Here is an 18,518-nt window from a genome sequence, read left to right on the forward strand (position 1 = left end):
GTACAGTAGCGTTTATTGAGTCTTCCACTGGTATCAGCGTGGTCGATTAAACGGATTCGAAGCGTCCTGCTCCATCTGTTTCACTGCCGTTGCCGCCCCGGGCGAACACAACCCCGAGGGCGGTTCCCATACTTGATCCGAGGCCGATACCTAAGCCGAGCCAGAAGGGCAGGTCACCGGTGATAGCGCCGATAGCTACCCCAGTACCGGCTCCAAGAGCGTTGCCCAGTCCGAGTCCGAGAGCAATGGTGCCGTGTGAGTCTGAATCCATGGCGTCCTCTCGTTCGCCACCGATATAACTCTGCAGCAGGCGTTGAGAAAGTTCGGGTCCAGCTCGATTCGTAGATCATACGCGACAGCCGTTTCAGACCGTTGGGAATCGTCCCGAAGCGCAAACTCTTAGGCTGGAACGAGTACTTCGAACGGATAGAGTTGCTCGCCGAAGGAGGTGGTGAACGGGACAACGATGGTTGTCGGGGCGTTGGCATTCCCGACGTCATTCTGTACGACGAGACACGGGCGCGTTCCCCGCTGTTCGGACCCCTGTGTCGGATCGGGTTCGACAATGACGACATCTCCTCGACGGAAGACGTGCCCATCCGCTACCACTCTGGGACATCGCCTAAGTCGGCATTGGCCTCCGTGGAGACGCCCGCCAATTCGTCGGTGAGTTCGCGGGTCCGTTGGGCACGCTGGCGGTACCCCTCAGCCAACTCTTCACGAGTGATTGACCGTTCGATAACGATTTTCCCAGCCTCTTCGTGAATCAGGACATCGTCTCCTCCCTCAATTCCGAACCGTTCGCGGAGCTCTTTGGGGATCGTCACTTGCCCTCGCTTCCCAACTTTCCGCCGTTCGCCCTTACTCATACATATTCATATCGTATTCATACTCGTAAACCCTTTAGCCGGAAGGCAGTCAACACAGGCGAATCGGATAACAGAACTGGTCAGGCGGATGCAGAACGTCGTTTAGCAGCGTTCACTCCAAGAAGGTAAATGAGAATGACGAGAAGTTCGACTGCAACTAATTCGATGACAGTACTGAATATGAATGCAAGCCCCACTCCCACGACGAATACGGATACTCCTACGACTAACGGGGAACGTGAGCCATACTTTTTCGCCTCGGAGTATACGAACGACGAGATGAGGGCTTGTGCGATGAGGAATAGCGGGGTTCCAATTCCGAATGCGGGCATGGAAATTAATATCTATTGACTCTATAAGTACTTTCGGTGACGTTGATGACCATCTGCTGATGGAGAGCCAAACAATTAACTACGCATACGTAGTGAGCAGGTGATCCAGTTGAGAGCAGCTGCAAGAAACAGAGCGGTCATGCTGACTTGAGCCCTATATCTCGCACGACATCCCTGTCAGGTTCTAAGTATTTCGAGAGATTCAACCATCCCGTCCATATTACCCACCTACTCGTCGCCAGATTCGAATTCGACACGGTCGCGTGAAAGTAGCGGGTCTTCGCCATCTCGAAGTGGGGGCTCACCGAGCGTTTCTGGATCGAGACCAGACCCGCTCAGGAACGCTTCGAGCGAACTCTTCTGAGTATCTTCTTCGCCAGTCATCGAATATGCCTCGTGCCATCTCGTAGTGGCTGGTTCCACATTAATGGATTTGCCCTGGGATTCGGTTCTAATCTCGGAGAGTGTTACCCCACAGATTACGACAACGAGTGGTTTGTGGGGTAACAAGGCGGTCAGTTCGAAGGACCAAATACGTCGTGTAAACGGAGATCTGAGTGTGGGAAAAGTGTGGGGATTCCTTAGAAAACACCGATATCAACAGCTCAATCGGCGATATACCTATGCTCCGCTACGCAGTGTAGAGTGTGAGGCCAGAAGCCTCACCTGCAATCTAGGGAATTGCAATGAACAGTAGCAACACAGCAGATAAGAACCTATCGGCGACGATAGAGGCGACGAAGCAGACGAACGAACAACATGGGACCGCAACGACGCGTACTGAAGACGGTCGCTCTCCGTACTTCCGGGCTTACCGGGAAGACCAAGAGCAGCGCCGTTCCGCCACTGAACCCACGACGAGAACTCGCCTGGTCGCAAGACTGGCAGGACTTCTCTGGGCGCTCATGGACACCCCAGCCAACGCTGACTCCCGAATCGACCCCGAGGTCGCGATGGAACAGCGCGGAGATGGTGACGTCTACACGGAGCGGACGGCAGCGAAGACGGACTTCGGGACGCGTGCTGAACCCGTCGATGGACTGTACGGGTACACGTCTGATGGCGACCCCATCGTCCCAGAACGAGGACAGCTCATGAGAGCCCGAACGAACGCGAACGGCCAGCCCGCTGACGCGCTCATCGAGCCCGATTCAGCAGGCGATCTCGCATCGTGGAACCCTGGTAACGCCAGCTCGAAATTCGTCGATCCGACCGGCGAACAAGTCGTTGGTGTCGCCAGTGGCCTCGACGAATCCGCCGGCCGCACGACTGCACACACGCCGCCGACACCCACTTCCAAGGCTGTCGACCGCCGGATGCAAGCGTACGACCGACCGGACGACGCAGAGACCCACGACCACGCTGAGCGGACGGAGACAACCACGGGACTCGAGACCGCCGATCTGGAGGTCTTGCTCCCCGATGGCGAATACGTCCGTCTCGGTGACCTGGTCACGGAGCCCGAGCAGTTCGCAGGCAGCTCTCTGGAGTCTATCGAGCGATCACTCGCATTGGAGGCCGAGAAACGCAAAGTCACGGATGGCATCTGCCACCCTGGCGAACTGAGCGACGACGTCGAGCTAGTCGGTCACGCGAAGTGGCTGAACAACCGCTTCGACGAACTCGCTTCGACCCGGCCCACCGCGGCTGAACTCGCTGAGGCCCGAGAGAAACGAGCGAAGCAGGCCCACAAGGACCGCCTTCGCCCGTTGCTCGAGCTGGATCCCGACGAACACGAGGAAGTCTGTGCGATGGCGCACCGACTCCTGAGTGACGACTTCGAAAAGGTCTATGAGGTGCGCAAGAGTCCGCTGACGCTTGCACTCGCACTCGCAGAGCGGGTCAACCGTGGCGTCAAGCCGACGAATGCACTGCTCAGACAGGCCGAAGACGAAGCGAACGATCCCCAGAACGTCCAGAAGATCGGCAACGTCCGATATATGTCGACTGCACAGACGAAGGGGCGGTTCTCCACGCAGGGTCGTGTTTCGATCCTCTTCGAGAACACTCACCCCGGAATCAAGCAGGCCGGCGTACTTCAGGACGAGACCGGAACGATACGGTTTGCAATTTGGGCGAAAAGCGAGTGGGATGAGACGCGACCAACGCCAGATCCAACGGATTTCGGCGGTCGAACGCTCATCCGCTCACACCGCTTCCCCGAACTGCACGTCGGAGACGTTGTCCGTGTTGAGAATGTCATTAAAGGGTGGTACGGCAACGAAGCCACCTTCGAGACTCGTCGAGACAGCGAACTCACGATTCTCGAACGCGCAAGTGACGAATCGGAACGTGACGAACCGTCACCCAATGCTGCGACGGCCCAAAAGTCACGACAGCACCGACACCATCAGCGAACTGGTCCAAAGACGATTGGCAAACCAGTGTCTAAGAATCCCATTGCGTACTGGCGAGGTTCTGAGAGCTGGGTGTTCCCGGTGACGGACTGGACACCTGACTGGTGGCTCGCACAGGAAAACGTTGAGAGCGTTGGAACGTCTGATGCGGAGACGATGACTGGCAGGAAGGTAACGACTGAACCGTAACGAACTGTAGCAACCAGAGTCCCCTCCGGACTCAGAAATCTAACCACCTCTTTCCGAACACCTGAACGAGAGCAATTGTAGACAGTGTAGTTACCCCACGTAAACAAATACACTGCAATTTTGTGGGGTAACAATGGGGCGGGTACACTTTCCTGCCTCATTTAGCAGATCAGTGGCCCAGATTGGTCAACGCTGTTCCCAGCAATCGCGACAGAATACGGTCCCGTCCACGTCCACTGGCTGATGCCGTGGAGTGACGACCTCCCGAACCGAAACGGTCTCCTCACAGTTATCACAAGCAGCTGTGGGATCGATAGCGGTGTCATCAGGCAACCACCATGGCGGGTCATTGGCGTCGACAGTCTCGGGGTCGAGTGTCCACGAAGGGATCTCATCGTCCTCGTAGGCGAGTCGCTGACCGAGTTCTTGAACACCCTCTGAAGTGATGTACATCCGGCCGAAGTCGTATCCCCAGTAGTCGATCCGGTAAACGTCGTCACTCTGATCGATGACAGCGATGAAATCAACGCCGTCTCTGATGACTGACGGCTCCGTATGATTATATCCAAGGTGGACCCCCGGAGGGTCCCGCCCTACCTCCTGCTCGTCAATCTCGTTCTCCTCAATGATGTACTTCTCAGGAACGAGCATAGATGGAGTTCGTTGATAGCAGGCATATATCTGAGGGGAAAATGGAAAACGCGGCTCTGTTGAAATCCTCAGCAGGGGAGATATTCACTTCCGGTTGTGGTCAATACAGGTGAAGCACAGATTGCTCAGAACAGACAAAATATTTACTGATCGACTGTTCAGGAATACGAAATGAAGCGACGGTCCATGCTTGGCTCGGTTGCTGTAGCTATTCCTCTATCCGGGTGCTCGTTAAACCGTTCTGAAAGTGGAAATATTCAGATTGCAAATCAAACAAATCAAGAGGTATGGAAAGAGATAGCCGTTCAGAGAAACGGAGGGCTATTCTCAGAGTCAGGGACGGTGTATGAGACAAGAACAAGAACACCACCGACAGAGCGATACCGTGGAACACTCACTGATGTTGCTCCTCCGGGGACATACGAGGTACAGGTTGAATTTGAAGCAGTAGAAACAGATCAAGACAGCGGTGTCCATACGACCCAATGGTCTCCGTCCGGTGAGGAAAGCGAATCTCTAATTATCACTTTAACTCCCGACTTTGACGTTGAATTTCTCACTCAGTAGGAGAGTTGATTCGGTCGATTCGCAAACCTACCTAACGGCTGTTTCAGCGTAAGAAATGTCGAACTGACGGGATTTCAATATAGCCGAAAAAGCAAATTCTGAATGACCGCGCCTATACTTCGGTGTTGTGAGATTTGCCGTCCTCAATAGCGACGACGGCCTCTCGGAGATCATTGAGGCGTTCACCGTATTCGTCCTGTGCCTGAGCACCGAACGGGGCCTCCCCTGCCTCGAACGCCTCGATCCGACGACTGGTCTGAGCCGCCGCTTCAGCAACCCACGCTTCCCGAGTCGACTCATCAACCTCGGTGATCGACTCTGGCTCGATGGCGACGTTGACTCGATCTCCCGATTCGTAGGTCCGAATCTTGCCGACGATAGCGACGTAGGTTGGAGTCTCCGCTGCTCGGAGGGCTGCCATCGCTTCGGGCTGGTACTGGCCGGCGTAGACATAGACGGGGGAGCTAGCTGCGAACACCTTCCCCTGCCAGTACTCCGAATCGTTACCGACATCAGCTGTCTCAGTAAGCGTCCCGACGACGAACACCCGGTTGATGCCGATCCCGGTTGGCGTCAAGCCGTATACGGGAGCCCGGTCTTCGTCGGATTCCTGGAACGTGTGCGTAGTCGCGTTGAGCTCCTCAGCGAACAGCCGCGTCGCTGGCTGGCGCTGCGTGAGCGCGGGTGCGACTGCATCTGCATCCAACCCGGCTGACACAGCGTCGGTCTCTTCAGCCTCGTCTACAAGGAAGTAGGTCCCGAAGATGCTGCCGGCTATCCGAAACCGGCGACCCAGGAGCTGCTCGCTGATCTCGTCGGCGACGACATCGGTCGAGAGTGCGTCCATCGCCATCGTCGTCGCATCGTCCAACGAGATGCCAGTGACCGCTTCCGTGGCTTCCTCGTTGAACAGCACACTGACCGATCGCTCGCCGTCGTCGAGGATCGCCTTGATCCGAAGGTCGAAGTCGCCGTCACGCTGTCCGTGGTCGGCACACCGGCCGTTCCGGAGAACGCGAGTGCAGTCATCCTGTCCACAGCGCTTGATGAGGCCCGAACCTTCCTGGACGTCGACGATGCTCCCGACGACTTCGGTCGTGCCGTCGCTGACCTCGACGGACTGGTCTGTCCCGCTGATCGAGGTCGCGGAGTTGCAACTCACCGAGAACCGACCTTGGTACTCGTCGGTGACGACGCTGTCGAATTTGTAGGTACCACCCTCTTCGAGTTCGGGCAGGTCGGCACTGGCCCACACGACGAACTTGAGTCGGCCAGACTCGTCACCCAGCAGTCCGACCTGGGCGATCTTTTCGCTCCGGGGCTCCCACAGTTCGACGACTTCGGCGACGATGTCGACCCACTTGTCGGCCTCATCGATGCTGTTGAGCATCGTCCGAGTGGCCTTCTGGGGACGGCCGCTGTAGCCAGCCAGTTTGGCGAGGTCGTCAGTGAGATCGTCTCGGTCGAGGTTGGCATCGGTGCAGGCCTTCCGAACGACGGTTCGAACAGCCTCGTCCGCCGGCACGCGGTAGGCGCACATCCGCTCCAGTTGGTCCTCGATATCGCGCTGGTCGAGGACGAACGTCGGGTCACTTCCATCGTTAACTTGAGACTCGTCGAACTCCGCAAATACGTCGCTGATGGTCTGTATACGATTCTGCAGGTCAGGGGCAACAGTACTGGACATCGTTGTTCTCCGAGGAGGAACTGGAGTAAGCGTTCGAGACACACCGATTCGCTAGCAAGATGTGTTTTCGTCGCTCCCTCTCTGATTCTCCTCATCCCCTTGGGTATGATAAATCCCAGAATCAGTCGCTAGCAGGCCACGGAGTCAGAGATCAGTCCGAGGGGGTCAGGCTTGACCCAGGCGTGACAGCAGTTCGTCGGTCCTGTCCTTGGCTTCGCTTCGAGAGGCGCCTTCGTCGACGTAGCGCTCGATAACGCGGGCACGAATCTGGCCGTGGTCCAACGTCTCACGAGGTTCGATGTACCCGTTCTCTTCGAGATACGTCTCCAGCTTTTCCGCTTTCCCGCTACGGAAGCGGTTCACCTCGCCATCGTGCAGGGCATCGACGATCTTCCGGCCATCGCCATTGACCGATTCAGCAAGTGCAGTAACCTCGTCGATGAAGTTACCGCTCACCGCACCAGAGGCTTCGAGAACCTCTCGATCAGCGGGTTCGCCACGACCAACCTTCCAGGCGTCGACGAACTCGCTCAGCGCCGCAGCATTCTGCTCTGCGAACGTTATCTGGTCGGAATCAACTGAGGAGAGGTCGCCGTTGCCCCACTGGAGCAAGTTGTTCAACTGTCCCCAGTGCTCAATCCCGAGCTCCAAGAGTTGACGGATGGTTTCGACATCGTCGACCACGTACCACAGGTGCGCTGTCCCGACGCCTCGGTGCGGATTGAACGAGTCCACCGCGAGTTCGTCCCCATACGAGGCATGGTCGTGACTGTCGGGACTGGGAGCTTTCGGAGTGAACGATTCGACAGATTCCAGATCGGGAATGTGGACCGAATCGTCGACGTCACGAACGGTGGCAAGGTCGATGATTTCGTGGTTGACGCCGTTCGTGCTCTCCAGTGCAGCAGTCCATTTCGCCACTTCGTCGCCCTGTGCGGTGAAATAGAAGACCTGCCGACCGTTCCGAGCGAGTTCGATCGTCGACTCGATGATGGTCTTCGCTCTGCGGTCGTCGGTGTTTGCGAGCGTCTCGTCGAGGAGAAGTGGAATCCGAACGCCCTGTTCCTGCTGTTCGACGAAAGCAATCCGAACGGCGAGCAAGACCTGGACCCGAGTACCGCTCGAAAGCTCGTCGAGCGCGAGTCCCTTCTGTTTGGATTCGTCGAACGCACGGAACTCGGCTTCATTCTCGTCGAAGTCCAACCGATACCGGCCGCGAGTGATCGTCGCCAGGATTTTTCGAGCACGCTCGAAGACGTCAGGGCGGCTCGTCTCCATCGTCGCCTCCTGAACGTGATCCACCAGTACGTCGCCAACCATCGCAGCACAGTCGTCCTCGAGTTGGTCTTTCAGATCATCAAGCGCCCGGTCACGCTCTGCGAGCGCCGTTTCAACTTGATCGTCGGACTTCGCCTGTCTGATCTCCGCATTGATATCTGCAATCCATTCCTGCAGGTCGTCGAAATCTTCGGCAGTTCGTTCCGCTTCACGGAGGTCTTCTCTGAGGTCAGCAATCTCTTGCTCCTTGAGGTCTGGTTCAAAACCCGGGTAGCTATCGAGTTCTTCCGCCTCCGTGCTTGCCCGGATGTCGGCCTCTCGTACATCCTCCGCAGCCGATTCGTATGCGTCGACCTGCTCACAGAGTTCCTCCAACCGATCGTGATCATCGGAGTCGAGATCCAGATCCGCAAAGATTTCGTTGCGTTCGGCCTCCAATGCATCTATTTTCTCAGTCGCTTCCTGAATCGTCCCGGTAGCTTGGTCAAGGTCCCTCTGTGCAGCTTCGCGTTGCTGTTCGCGGTTCTCGAGGTCCCGGATGGTCTCGGTCGCCTCACCAGAACTCTGGACGGCGTCGTAGCCGTATGGGTCGAGTTTCGATTGGAGCTCTTCGCGGGCGTTCTCGATCTGCTCGTCGACGGTCTCGATGTTCTCTCGAACCCCTTCAACCTCGTCGTGGGCTTCCTGCCAGTCGAGTACTCGCTTGGAGATCACGGCGAGTTCAACATCGGACGCATCTGGCGCGGCGCCCAACTGATCTTGAAGTTTGGCACGCGTTTCCTCCAGATCCTGCTCTTTCTGTTCGAGCGTGTCTGAGTCCGTCGCTAGGCTATCGCGCCATTCGGACCGTCGCTCGGCCAGTTTGTGCGCTGCGATTGCGTCGTACAGTCCGATCAGATGAGACCGGACCCCGTCTTCGGTCCACGCCGCCGGCGGGTTCAGATCGGTTTTCTCGAACGACTCGCGATGCGGTTCTCGTGAATCCCCTCCGTCTTGGGACTGTGAGCGAGCGCGCAGCCCATACCAGAAGATACCAGCGGCGACGACCAGGATGGAGAATAACAGTGGATGCACCAGCAGACCGAGCGCGATGCCCGTCGAGGCGAGAGAGACGGCCGAGAATACAGCGATTCGGAATGCCTCTGAGCCGTCGTTCGAGTCCGTAGCAACTGACGCGGCCAACCACTCCTCCAGCGACTGACTCGCGCGCTGGAGCGTGGGAAGATCGGGCTCAGGGTGCTCACCGTCCTCAAGTAGTCGCTGGACGGCCTCCCGAGTTTCACGCTCGGACTGGAGTTCCTCGGCCTCTCGTGCGAACTTCGAGACGGTCTTCCACGTGACGGGCTCCAGGTCAACGAGGTCCTCGGTATCGACCTCCAGAGGAATGTCCTCTCGTGCAGTTTCTCGCTGCCGTTTGGCGTCAGCCAAGTCTCCCTTGAGATCGCGTTTCCGGTCCTCCGCAGAATCGAGGTCATCGCGAAGCTCTTTCAGATGGTCGATACGGCCTGTCGGGAGGCCCTCTTCAGGAAGGTCAGCCTCGCCAAGCCGTTTCTGAGCGTCCGTTTTCGTTTTCTCGGCCTCGTCTTTTTTGTCGGTCCATTCGTCGATGTCATCTTCGAGGGATCGAACGCTTTCGATTTCGTCCCCGTCGACCAAATCTAAGATATCGGGGAACTCATCGAGTCTCGATTCAGCCTGCTCCAGTTTGTTCCTCGCCTGTGCGTAGTCGATCGCCTGCTCGAGCAGTTCGGAGCGCTCCTGTGCTCGACGCGCTGCCTCCAGTTCATTCCGTAACCGAGAGAGTTCGTTCTGCTCTTTGCGGAGTTCGGAAACCTCGCTCCGTGCCTCACGCAACTCCTGAATCGCTCCCTTGGCGTTCTGGACGACGTTCATATTAGCTCGACTCGGAGAATCCGAATATCCGAGCTCGGCGTATGCTGCAGAGAGATCGTAGCCACCAGCTGATTCTCGCTCGATTATCTCAGCAAACGATTCATTGTTGTTGTCTCGCTGGAGTAGGTCATGGAGCGAGAGTCGGTAGCGGTCGCGTTGATCGGCCGGAGGCAGGCTCGGACCATTCGCCTCCTGGCCGTCACGTTGGTAGCTCGTGCGCCCATTGTCGACTTCGACTCGCCAGTCCTCACCATTCAGCGAGAGGTGCCCAACGAGGGATGCACGCTCGTCGGCGGTCTCAGGCCAGCAAAGCCATTCGAGCGATTCAGCGAGCGTCGTCTTTCCTGCCGCATTCGGCCCGTGAACGACATTGATGCCGGAGCACAGGTCGTCGACAGAGAAGCCGCCAGTTTCGAACCCAGGAGCTTGGACGATCTGGATTTCCTCGAAGCAGATCGGGTCCCTGGTCACGCCTTCCCCTCCTTTTGGCTGAGTAGGGTATCGAGCAGTACCCGCGCCTGCTGTTCGAGATGCTCTATAGCGTCAGCGTCGTCTGGATCCTCGAGTTCGGTTTCGCGTCGGAGTGGGTTGTACGCATTCGCACTATGAGCCTGCCGTACCGCTGCTAACGAGTCGTCAACCACCTCGCTGTAGGTTTCGTGAGGATCACCGTTCTCGATTTCGAGCAGGAGGTCAGCGAGGTACGCAGCTGCATTGTCCCCTTCTGCAAGGTCTTCAAGATCGATTGCGGGCCGGGTATCGACATCGACCGATTCGATCCGGACCGAAACCGACCCCTCCCGGAATCCGAGGTCACGCTCCATCGATCGATGCTGATCGACGAGCACCGAGTGCGCATCCGTCCGTCCAGTTAGACGAACGCGAACGAGGCTGAGCTCCAGCGTCCTCGTATCGAGTTCGGCTCGAACGTGGTCTTTGATCTCCTCCGAAATTACAGCGGTCGCTTCCTGTGGGTCGTCTACCTCGGACACGTCGACCGTAACTTGGTCGTATCGAACGGATGCCAGAGGGATCTGTTCAGCTCGTACATCTCCGGTTTCGGGTATCGTAATCGTCCACGGGCCGTGGGCCTGCTGTTCACCCGGATCGAGGGGTTGCGGCGACCCCGAGTACAACGCCAGTGGTTGCGAGTCGATCCGGATCCCCGGACTGTGAATGTGACCGAGTAGCCAAGCATCTGCTGCGGTGTCGCGGAGTTCGCTGGACAGAACCGGTGCGTATCGGCTTCCTCGCGAGTCGAGGTCGGCGTGAAGTACGCCAATCTGGGGCGCGTCATCGGTCGTCGGAAGCTCGTGCTCTTCGAGTGGGGACTCGTATACGTGTTCAGCCGAGAACGACCAGCCATCGAAGTGTGCTACCGGCTCGCCGTTCTGTTCGAGCGTCCAGCGTTCCCACTGACCCTCTCTCCCGAGGAACTGGAGCGTATCGGAGTCGAGGTTATCGACCATATCAGGGAGGGCGTCGAAGTCGTGGTTCCCGGCTACCACGACGACTGGAATCCCCACTTCGTCGAGTTGTGCAACCCCGTCTTCGAACGCGCCATACGCCTCGAAATAGCGATTCTCTTGATCAACAATATCACCAGCAACCACGACCGTATCGACATCCCGGTCGATTGCTTCCTGGACCGTCGACAGCCAGACAGCTTTCGGCGACAGCTCGGGACTATCCAGATCATCCGGGATCCGACTCGGGTGACGGCCGAGGTGAAGATCTCCCGTGCAAAGTAGTTCCAGGGCTTCCTTCATGAGTACAGCTAGACGGTGAGATAGAACCACAAGTCACTGATAAATAAATGCTACCCATTACCGAACTACTGTGAGTCGATATGCAGCCATAGTCACGTGATGCCAAATGTTCCATCCAGTGAGAGTAGCCAACTATAACGGCGTCTCAAGATAGTCGCCGGCGAAGGCGGTCGAGTAGTCTGCTCGAGGATGGGTTGCCCTCTTTTGAGACCCCACTAACCTCTTCACGAGACGGGAGACCGTCATCGGCAGCCGTATTCTCCCTGTCGTGCTCGCCCCGGCCATTGGAATGTAGCTCGGCACTGTCGTTGGATTCACTGTCACCATTTCGTTCAGTCGAGGACTGGTGTATTGAGTGACTTCGGCTACCGTTTCCGGTGGCAGTGTCTGTGTTCCCCTGTTCTCTGAGGAGAGTCTTCTCACTGGTAGGGTCGATCCCTAGAGCGGTCCGATACTGACGCAGAAGAGTCTCTAATTCTGCAATCCGCTCACGCTTCTCCTCAAGTTCACGTTGTTGACGTTGTACCTTTGCAGCTAAACGACGAGCGTCGTCAACGGCTCCGGTACCAACGGGACTAGAACCAGTATCATGAATCGACGCCTCCGAGGCTGGCGCCTCATCCAGATTTTCCTCACGGTCGTCAGGTGTTGAACGCTCTTGATTCGTTGGCGGTGTGTAGTAGTCATCGATAGTCAGGAGGGTCCGGGAGATACAGACGTCCCCATAGGTCGCGCCGTTCGCGAAGTGGACTCGATCCCACTTACCCCGGTAGAGGCCGGAGTCCCGGAACAGACGATCCATCCGTTCAGGATTGCCACCTGTCCAAAACCCCAAGTAGAAACACAGTCCCATGTCTGCCTCCGACTGTGACGGATATCGGCTCTCGGGGGAGGCCCAGAGTTCCCTGTCTCCGTCGTAGAGAGCCGCGATGGTGTCGCCACTTTTCGAGGCCATCGCCTGCTCCAAGAGTGCGTCATCATCGAGGTCAACCCCGGGACCGGCGATTTCGTCGAGTGAAGTCGGGGGATCATCGGGCAGGACATCTACGCTGGAACTATGCAGGGCGACTTCGAGCGCCGGATCTTCTATGTCCGGGAAATCGAGCCCGTAGCGAGCATACAGACTCGACTTCGAACCGAGAGCTTGTGGTTTCCCATCACCGGGTTCTCCATCGGGCCCATCGCCAGTAGAGTCGCCACCCTGTGCCTCGTTTCCAGTCTCCGCTGCGGCGTCGACTGCCTGGTCGAGGTCAACTGCCTGAGTATCCGAATCGGGTGATGTCTGAACGTATTCGTAGTGGACACCGAGCAGTGCGTCTTGCCGGCGAGCAATCATTTCAGGTGTCCCGTCAACGTGGTCGGTCGTGACGGTGAAGAACCGAGCCTCATCGTACATCTCGACATCACCACGCCGATTACGACCCGGCGGAAGTTCTCCTTCGAGAAGGACATGAACACCGCGTCCTGATGGAGACACTTCGGTATAGGAATCGAGGCGCTCGACGATGTCACTAGCCCAGTCAGTGAGGTCGCCAGTATCAGGCTCACGGCAGTCGTCTAGGTCGACGCCAACGATGGATGTCTTAGGTGCGAAGACGAATCCAATCCCATCGGTATCGACACGGTCGCTCTGGTGGAACTCAAGAGCGATCTGGAGATCACGCCACGTTGCAGGATCCGTCGCACTGGCGTTCGATGTCCCGCTGGTGTGATAGGGCTTGATCGGAACCTTTGTTGGCTTCCCATCACGTTCGACCTCCTGCCAACAGATCCATTGCTCACACTCGGCCAATCTGTCTGGAATCAGACGCTCGTCGAGTTCACTGCTGGACATGGATAGAACGGGGAACTATTTCTGTCGTATTCACGGCCGATTCGGTATCGCGATAAACCTCAGTGCGGCGCCGTGCACTCTGTACCCTCTCCGAAACGAGCCCGTGCGCCCAAAACCGTATGACTGCGCGCTGTTCGTGCGAACCTGCGTTCCCTCCCCTCCCAAGACCTATTCTAGGTGTTTCGTCGATAGACGCAGGAAGGCAGGAGATCGCTTTAGAGACTCTATTGAGCGCCCGGTGCGCCCAACTAGTGACGCAGATCATCATCCCTCGGAATCCTCCTCGACTTGGTCGACCGATTCGATGATATTGCGACCGCCGACGAATCGCCATTCGCGGGGATTGTCGAACGCCTCCTCGGAGAGACGTGCATAGTTCTTGGTAGTTTTGTGAGGTGCGTTCTCAAGGCGTCCAGCATCGGCCAGTGCTCTGATAATTTCGTGGGCGACGTCCGTATGCGGGACTACCCACATCTTCCTGACCCCCTCGAAAGACGCGAGATCGTCGTAGTGTTTGACCATCAATTCCGGACGGATATTCGTCACCACCTCAGCTATCACCGCGAGCGTTCGGCTTCCGTCGTCACGCGGAAGGAACGCGGCGACGTCGAAGACCATCCCGCCGGCCATCGGCTCGTAATAGGTTTCGACGAGAAGCCCCCGGTTTCGCAGGTGGCGAGCGATGTACTCGACGTAGACCTTGTGAGCCGTTTTCTCGAAGATGTCGCCGTTGTTCCGGCCGGCGTAAATCTTCCTGCTGACTGCGGTCTGCCCCGCTGGAGGCACGTAGTAGTACTTCCGACCGTACACGCGCTGGATTTCGAGGAATCCGTCTTCCACCAACTGCTCTTCGTCGATCTCCCCATTTATTGCGTCTCGGATGTCGGTCATCGACTGTGTCAGATCGTACCCGTCCAGTTCGCCGTTGATCCCTGCGATCACGTCTCGAAGGAACTGCCGTGCTGTGTCTGTCAGGTCACTTGTCCGGTCAAGATTCTTCGCAGGCCCCGGTGTCGCTGGAAGATCAGAGACGTGGTGTGTGGCATCTGCGGTAGGGCCCTCCGTTCCGGAGGTGTCCCTCTCCTTCGACTCATCCAAGTGATCCTGTGATGGCGAGCCGGTTCCGAGAACGGTTCCGAACTCGTTGGAAGCCCCGCCAATAGCAGAGTCGGGATAGGGCTCCACCTGAGAGTCCTGTTCATCCGAGTTCCGAGGCTCGTCTATTTCTTCGGAGTCGAGCTGCTCAGCATTCTGGTCTCCGTCCGGAGGCGTCGGAGGTCGTTCAGTTGTCGCGCTGTTCATCGGCCCGGTTCCATAGCGGGCTGCACGCTGGGCGGCATCCGGCGGACTGTTGACGCCGGGGACGAGACAATACGTGAATCGGGTACGTGACCACTGGAGTTCATCTGCCTCCTGAAAGGTCATCTCTGCCGTCGGGCTGTACGTGCCCGCGTCGACCGACTCCTCTCCGTCGCTGTGTCCCTCCGGAACGGGAAGCGGCTTGAGTGTCACCAGCTCCGGTGTGTCGGTCATGAAGCCGGTGTCGGGTAACTGTGCAAGCCACTCACCACGAGGGAGTGACGCTATCCGGTTCGAGAGGGCGACGGGGTCGAGTTCCTCGTGGAACAACGTCGTCGCCAGCTCGTCATCGATTGCAAGTTTCCCGATGAGCTTGGTGTTGATGTTGCGGAGGATTTCCTTGTAGGCCCGCGTATCGAGTGCGTCACGTTTGACCTGCTCCGGGAAGTGAACGATGAGTTCGAACGCGAGAGCGAACTCACGAGCGTCAGGAATCATCTCGTCCCGGACGAGACTGGACTGCATAATCGGTGCGGCCTCGTCGATGATCAGGTTCACACAGTAGCCGTCGGCAGGGTCGAGAACAGTCCGGTTCCATCGCTTTCGGAGTCGTACCCACGACCAGAGGTAATCCAGCATCAGCACCGTGAAGACATTACTCGATGCGGGTCGGAACTCACCGGTATCGATCAGCACGACCGACTTCGAGTCGAGAAGCCCATCGAGGTCGAGCAGCATCTGCTCGTCAGCATACCGCTGGGCTTCACCGTCCCATTCGGGAACGAAGTTCAGCATTCGCCAGATGAAATCTCGCTCTTTCAGCTTCGTGATGCGGTTGAGAACGGCGTCGATCGACGTGGCGAACCGTCGTTCCTCGGCACTGAAGTGGCGCGTGAGCGTCGCGTGAAGCTCCGGATCGCTGACCTCTGGAACTTTCTGGTCGGTCTGCATCTTCGTGGCCGCATCGAGGAGGTCGCTGATGGCGTACGCATCCTGGCCGTACACCGGGTCGAACAACGCACCAATGAGGTTGCTGAGAATCTCCTGTGCGACGAACGCCTGATTGTGTTGTTCGTCACCGAGGACGTACTCCAGTAGTTCGTTGTAGCGGTCGATCTTCTCCTGAACAGCTGCCTCACGACTCATACCAGCCGCGATCTGGGGTCGTATGTCGAAGAACGGGAACGCAGGCAGTTCGCCGTTCGGCCCTGGAACTGGAAGATGGACGATGTCGTCGAGGTCGCCAAATTGCCGGAAGTGCGCTCGTTTGTACTCTGTCGCCATGCTGCCGCCCTTCTTGTCGAAGATGAATGTCGGCCCATCGAGTTGGTCGTACGCGCTGAGACCGTCGTTTATCATCGCGGTCGTCTTCCCGCCACCCGTCGTCGACGCTCTGAGTACGTGATGGGTGAGTTGCTCGGCAGTGAGACTGATGGGGATGTTGTCGCGGTCGGGCGATGCCGTTTCAGCCTCACCGATGCACATCCCCGAGTCGAATTCCGCAAGCAACTCTTCGTCGGTCGCGGTGAGTGGCGAGCGTGCGTCTGGAGCGCCACCAGACGCACCACGGCTCGCCTTCGGAAGGGCGCCCGTGCTGGGTACAGTTACGAAGTTCGCGAGTTCGTCTGGACTAGCGACTATGATCGGGTTCTTGCTCTGGAAACGCTCTCGAATACTCGTCGTGCTCAGTCGCGACCGACAAAAGACATCGAACTCACGCCCGACGTGGCCGACATTAGCCCCCTCGACGCCGTAGTACGGACCACTGAGAGCGGTGAATGCTCCTGTGATGCCGTTCACAATGCTCGGTTCGCCGGCCGCTCGTAGGGAGACGTCGAACGTTACGGTCGGCTGTTTCAGGTCTATCTGTCCCATGCGGCTGTGTCGGGTTGATTGTCCGTCCCCGCCGCCGGAGATGGTCCCCCCGATCTGCTCAGGAGTATCGGGCCGGTGACGCTGCCGTCGCTCCTCTTCCGATGTACCAAGGAGCATCGCGGCTGCCTCCTGCTTGAACGAACTGAAGACACCAGTCGTCCCCATCTTGAGATTCCGTTTCTGGACCTCTGCTTCCTTCGTCCAGTCACGACGAGGTGTGAAGACGGCCTGGAAGACAAACGGTTCGTCCGTCTCCGTGGCCTGTTCGAGGAGGACGCTCAGCGGAGACCGAAACGAATCCTCGATGTCGACTGAGATCTCACTGAACTGCGAGAGCAACGTCATCCAGTCGTTGTTCTTCGTCTCCACGCCCTCCCAGCGAACCATCGCCGGCGGCGTCGGGTCGGCATTCGCGCCACGTCGAGATTCGTCGCCAGTATCTTCAGCTGTGTCGAGAAGATCTGGTTCGAAGCCGTCCAGTTCAATGAGTTCGTCGATACCTTCGAACGCGGCCAGGTCCGCGAGCGTCGCACCAGCGGGCTCGACGTCGTCGACGAAGATATCGGTCGTGGCGAATGGGACGATTTCGAAGTGGAAGCTCTCGGGATACATCGCACGGACGTTCGCTGCGAGGTGTTCGAGAGCCTCGACCTCGTAGGGCCGAACGCCGAGGTAGAAGTCGAATCGGCGGGTATCTGCTGGCTTGTGAATCAGGAACTCGAACGTCCGCTGTGTGCTCACGAACGAAAGCCGGCGTTCGAGATGGAACGGCATCTCTCGGCCACTCCCAGCCCGGTAGAGGCCATAGAGTCCCTTGACGACGTGGTCTGGCGTTACCTGCTCACGAGCCGGCGTGATTTTGATATACGGGCGGAACCCATCATCGTCAGCGTTGTCGGATAAGTCACCAGAATCGGGCCCGTCCAAATCACCGTCCGATTGGGTTGGTTCATCGACCGGGGAAGTGGTTGAGTGACTCTCGTCGGTTCCGCCACTAGCGTCTCCATCATCCCCGTCTGGTCCGACGTTGTCACTCGTCCGACCGTGGATACGTGTCGAAACCGCGTTCTGGATCTCGAGGTCATCGATATCTGGTAGCCGTGGTTCATGCTCCCCAGAGCCAGACCGACGGTACGGTCCCGGTTCGCTCGTCATGAGGACCACCATTCCAGGGGAGTCAGCGACCACAGTCGAGGGAATTCTCGCGCAGCGAGTAGCTGGCTGAGGCGGCGATACAGCGGATTGTGGGTTAGTGTGTGCATGTTTGGAAAGAGGGTCACGGCAGAAACGGTGAGCAATGCTGTGGAGCAACCAGCCGGGAAGCAGTTCCACCGACTAGACAAAGCGCTGGTCTCGATGGATGGAGTACACCGCAACGGCGGTATGAAATCCGGTCACGAGGCGCCTCGAAAGGAATCACGTTCTGGGGCCGTCGGGCTCACCCTGCGATGAATTCGAGGAGGGAAATGAGTGCGCCGAGGCCGAAGTACGCGATGACCATTGCACCGCCGCCGAGCGTCAGCTTCATTCCCGTCTCGGAGCGCTGGGAGTTCGTCCGAGCAGTGAGCCAGACGATGATTCCCAGTACCAGTACAGTGAGGCCAGCGTACTGGAGCGTCGTGTAGACAACGTCGTAGAGATTCGTAAGAATCGTCTCCCAGCCAGCGACAGAACCACCGGACCCACCGGTGGGGCCAGTCGATTGTGCGGCTGCTGGGCTGACGAAGAACATCAGCGAGAGGAAGACGGTGACGAGAAGGCTCTCGAATTCACGGACTCGCCGGAAACGGCGGATACTATTCGAATCGGTGTCGGGGTCTGTAGTGTGCTGGTTCGTCATTGCACACCGGGCGTAAGCTGGAAGTTATAATATTTGTTTCAGGAATGCGGCTTTCGCAATCTTACAGCGGCCGCAAGG

At 57.8% G+C, this 18,518-nt stretch carries 11 protein-coding genes and 2 pseudogenes; 2 read left to right on the forward strand and 11 right to left on the reverse strand.

Annotated features, from left to right (window positions below; all coding sequences use genetic code 11):
• Positions 1 to 46: 46 nt before the first annotated feature.
• From NDI86_RS17695 to NDI86_RS17710, 4 genes and pseudogenes are all read right to left on the reverse strand, one after another.
• Positions 47 to 271, reverse strand: a complete 225-nt coding sequence (locus tag NDI86_RS17695; RefSeq protein ID WP_310901700.1) for a hypothetical protein — start codon at positions 269 to 271, stop codon at positions 47 to 49.
• A gap of 131 nt (positions 272 to 402) precedes the next feature.
• Positions 403 to 609: pseudogene (locus NDI86_RS17700) on the reverse strand (type II toxin-antitoxin system PemK/MazF family toxin); the annotation flags it as partial.
• Positions 603 to 869: an AbrB/MazE/SpoVT family DNA-binding domain-containing protein gene (locus NDI86_RS17705; RefSeq protein ID WP_310901701.1), complete on the reverse strand. Its 267-nt coding sequence runs from the start codon at positions 867 to 869 to the stop codon at positions 603 to 605. The gene NDI86_RS17705 and the pseudogene NDI86_RS17700, both read right to left, overlap by 7 nt.
• Positions 870 to 949: 80 nt before the next feature.
• Positions 950 to 1,201 (reverse strand): hypothetical protein, encoded by a 252-nt coding sequence (locus tag NDI86_RS17710; protein WP_310901702.1) that lies wholly within the window; start codon positions 1,199 to 1,201, stop codon positions 950 to 952.
• Positions 1,202 to 2,106: 905 nt separating this feature from the next.
• Between NDI86_RS17710 and NDI86_RS17715 the strand changes: the two genes are divergently transcribed.
• Positions 2,107 to 3,747 (forward strand): single stranded DNA-binding domain-containing protein, encoded by a 1,641-nt coding sequence (locus tag NDI86_RS17715; RefSeq protein ID WP_310901703.1) that lies wholly within the window; start codon positions 2,107 to 2,109, stop codon positions 3,745 to 3,747.
• A gap of 186 nt (positions 3,748 to 3,933) precedes the next feature.
• Here the strand turns inward: NDI86_RS17715 and NDI86_RS17720 are convergent, their stop codons facing one another.
• Positions 3,934 to 4,398, reverse strand: a complete 465-nt coding sequence (locus NDI86_RS17720; RefSeq protein WP_310901704.1) for a hypothetical protein — start codon at positions 4,396 to 4,398, stop codon at positions 3,934 to 3,936.
• Positions 4,399 to 4,569: 171 nt separating this feature from the next.
• Between NDI86_RS17720 and NDI86_RS17725 the strand changes: the two genes are divergently transcribed.
• On the forward strand, positions 4,570 to 4,965 hold the full coding sequence (locus NDI86_RS17725) for a hypothetical protein (RefSeq protein ID WP_310901705.1): 396 nt from the start codon (positions 4,570 to 4,572) through the stop codon (positions 4,963 to 4,965).
• A 721-nt stretch (positions 4,966 to 5,686) separates the two neighbouring features.
• Here the strand turns inward: NDI86_RS17725 and NDI86_RS22175 are convergent.
• The 6 genes and pseudogenes from NDI86_RS22175 to NDI86_RS17755 form a co-directional block, all read right to left on the reverse strand.
• Positions 5,687 to 6,607: pseudogene (locus tag NDI86_RS22175) on the reverse strand (replication factor A); the annotation flags it as partial.
• A gap of 210 nt (positions 6,608 to 6,817) precedes the next feature.
• Positions 6,818 to 10,294, reverse strand: a complete 3,477-nt coding sequence (locus NDI86_RS17735) for an AAA family ATPase (protein ID WP_310901707.1) — start codon at positions 10,292 to 10,294, stop codon at positions 6,818 to 6,820.
• Entirely contained in the window at positions 10,291 to 11,592 is a 1,302-nt protein-coding gene (locus NDI86_RS17740; RefSeq protein ID WP_310901708.1) for a metallophosphoesterase family protein, read from the reverse strand. The genes NDI86_RS17735 and NDI86_RS17740 overlap by 4 nt, the downstream gene beginning before the upstream one ends.
• Before the next feature lie 145 nt (positions 11,593 to 11,737).
• Entirely contained in the window at positions 11,738 to 13,426 is a 1,689-nt protein-coding gene (locus NDI86_RS17745; RefSeq protein ID WP_310901709.1) for a phage NrS-1 polymerase family protein, read from the reverse strand.
• Between the two features lie 264 nt (positions 13,427 to 13,690).
• On the reverse strand, positions 13,691 to 17,755 hold the full coding sequence (locus NDI86_RS17750; RefSeq protein WP_310901710.1) for an ATP-binding protein: 4,065 nt from the start codon (positions 17,753 to 17,755) through the stop codon (positions 13,691 to 13,693).
• A 283-nt stretch (positions 17,756 to 18,038) separates the two neighbouring features.
• Positions 18,039 to 18,440 carry a hypothetical protein gene (locus tag NDI86_RS17755; protein WP_310901711.1) on the reverse strand — a complete coding sequence of 134 codons (402 nt, stop codon included), beginning with the start codon at positions 18,438 to 18,440 and terminating at the stop codon, positions 18,039 to 18,041.
• Positions 18,441 to 18,518: the final 78 nt, after the last annotated feature.

The sequence above is a fragment of the Haloarcula onubensis genome (assembly GCF_031624605.1).
Lineage (GTDB): Archaea > Halobacteriota > Halobacteria > Halobacteriales > Haloarculaceae > Haloarcula > Haloarcula onubensis.